2 rRNA genes are annotated in these 2,958 nt (G+C 52.8%); both read right to left on the reverse strand.

Going from position 1 to position 2,958, the window contains the following annotated elements:
- Window positions 1–9 precede the first annotated feature (9 nt).
- Window positions 10–122 (reverse strand): 5S ribosomal RNA (gene rrf, locus KHO23_RS34745).
- 215 nt (window positions 123–337) lie between these two features.
- Window positions 338–2,958 (reverse strand): 23S ribosomal RNA (locus tag KHO23_RS34750); the annotation flags it as partial.

The raw sequence follows: 2,958 nt of genomic DNA on the forward strand, positions 1-2,958 counted from the left end.
TGCTAGGGAGCCTGACGATTACCTACTTTCACACGGGAATCCGCACTATCATCGGCGTGGAGTCGTTTCACGGTCCTGTTCGGGATGGGAAGGGGTGGGACCGACTCGCTATGGTCATCAGGCATGACTTGTTGCTGCGTTGACTTCGTCAACACAACCAATCTGGAAGAAGTAGTTTCTGGTGATGCTCACCAGAGGGAGTTGTGTTGTTCGAGGCACAACATCGATCTCAACCTGTGTGTTCTGCTACCCCTTCTGGGGTTCACACGTATCCCCTGCGGGGATCGGACCAGAGTAAGCGCTAAAGCGCTAACTCTGGTCGAGACACACCTGTTATAGGATCAAGCCTTACGGGCAATTAGTATCAGTTAGCTTAACGCATTACTGCGCTTCCACACCTGACCTATCAACGTCCTGGTCTTGAACGACCCTTCAAGGGGCTCGAAGCCCCGGGGATATCTCATCTTAAGGCGAGTTTCCCGCTTAGATGCTTTCAGCGGTTATCTCTTCCGAACATAGCTACCCGGCGATGCCACTGGCGTGACAACCGGTACACCAGAGGTTCGTCCACTCCGGTCCTCTCGTACTAGGAGCAGCCCCCTTCAAATATCCAGCGCCCACGGCAGATAGGGACCAAACTGTCTCACGACGTTTTAAACCCAGCTCACGTACCTCTTTAAATGGCGAACAGCCATACCCTTGGGACCGGCTACAGCCCCAGGATGAGATGAGCCGACATCGAGGTGCCAAACACCGCCGTCGATATGAACTCTTGGGCGGTATCAGCCTGTTATCCCCAGAGTACCTTTTATCCGTTGAGCGATGGCCCTTCCATACAGAACCACCGGATCACTATGACCTGCTTTCGCACCTGCTCGACTTGTCGGTCTCGCAGTTAAGCACGCTTATGCCATTGCACTATCAGCACGATTTCCGACCGTACCTAGCGTACCTTCGTACTCCTCCGTTACACTTTGGGAGGAGACCGCCCCAGTCAAACTGCCTACCATGCACTGTCCCCAGTCCGGATAACGGACCAAGGTTAGAACCTCAAACAAACCAGGGTGGTATTTCAAGGACGGCTCCACGCAGACTGGCGTCCACGCTTCATAGCCTCCCACCTATCCTACACAGATCGGTTCAAAGTCCAATGCAAAGCTACAGTAAAGGTTCATGGGGTCTTTCCGTCTAGCCGCGGGGAGATTGCATCATCACAAACACTTCAACTTCGCTGAGTCTCGGGAGGAGACAGTGTGGCCATCGTTACGCCATTCGTGCAGGTCGGAACTTACCCGACAAGGAATTTCGCTACCTTAGGACCGTTATAGTTACGGCCGCCGTTTACCGGGACTTCAATCAAGAGCTTGCACCCCATCATTTAATCTTCCGGCACCGGGCAGGCGTCACACCCTATACGTCCACTTTCGTGTTTGCAGAGTGCTGTGTTTTTATTAAACAGTCGCAGCCACCAGTTTATTGCAACCCCTTCACCCTTTGCGCGCAGGCGCATCAAGCTACAGGGGCGTACCTTATCCCGAAGTTACGGTACCAATTTGCCGAGTTCCTTCTCCCGAGTTCTCTCAAGCGCCTTAGAATACTCATCTCGCCCACCTGTGTCGGTTTGCGGTACGGTCTTGTTAAACTGAAGCTTAGAGGCTTTTCTTGGAACCACTTCCAGTTGCTTCTTCACCGAAGTGAATGGCCTCGCACCCTTGAATTCCGCGCCCGGATTTGCCTAAGCGCCTTCTCCAATGCAAGGACCGGGACTTCCAACACCCGGACAACCTTCCGCGATCCGTCCCCCCATCGCATTTAACAATGGTGCAGGAATATTAACCTGCTTCCCATCAGCTACGCATTTCTGCCTCGCCTTAGGGGCCGACTCACCCTACGCCGATGAACGTTGCGTAGGAAACCTTGGGCTTACGGCGAGGGGGCCTTTCACCCCCTTTATCGCTACTCATGTCAGCATTCGCACTTCCGATACCTCCAGCGCACTTTTCAATGCACCTTCGCAGGCTTACGGAACGCTCTCCTACCATGCACATAAATGTGCATCCGCAGCTTCGGTATATTGCTTAGCCCCGTTACATCTTCCGCGCAGGACGACTCGATCAGTGAGCTATTACGCTTTCTTTAAAGGATGGCTGCTTCTAAGCCAACCTCCTGACTGTTTTAGCCTTCCCACTTCGTTTCCCACTTAGCAATATTTGGGGACCTTAGCTGGCGGTCTGGGTTGTTTCCCTCTTGACACCGGACGTTAGCACCCGATGTCTGTCTCCCGTGATTGCACTCTTCGGTATTCGGAGTTTGCTATGGCGTAGTAATCCGCAATGGACCCCACAACCATGACAGTGCTCTACCCCCGAAGGTGATACACGAGGCACTACCTAAATAGTTTTCGGAGAGAACCAGCTATTTCCAGGTTTGTTTAGCCTTTCACCCCTATCCACAGCTCATCCCCTAACTTTTCAACGTTAGTGGGTTCGGACCTCCAGTACGTGTTACCGCACCTTCATCCTGGCCATGGATAGATCACCTGGTTTCGGGTCTACACCCAGCGACTGAATCGCCCTGTTCGGACTCGCTTTCGCTACGCCTGCCCTAATCGGTTAAGCTTGCCACTGAATGTAAGTCGCTGACCCATTATACAAAAGGTACGCAGTCACCCCTCAAGGAGGCTCCTACTGTTTGTATGCATGCGGTTTCAGGATCTATTTCACTCCCCTCCCGGGGTTCTTTTCGCCTTTCCCTCACGGTACTGGTTCACTATCGGTCGATCACGAGTATTTAGCCTTGGAGGATGGTCCCCCCATCTTCAGACAGGATTTCACGTGTCCCGCCCTACTTGTCGTACACCTAGTTCTTCCTCGCTGTTTTCGTCTACAGGGCTATCACCTGCTATGGCGGCACTTTCCAGAGCCTTCGACTAACAATGAAGATAAAGAGTACAGGCTG

The organism is Paraburkholderia haematera (assembly GCF_905220975.1).
In the GTDB taxonomy this organism is placed as follows: Bacteria; Pseudomonadota; Gammaproteobacteria; order Burkholderiales; family Burkholderiaceae; genus Paraburkholderia; species Paraburkholderia haematera.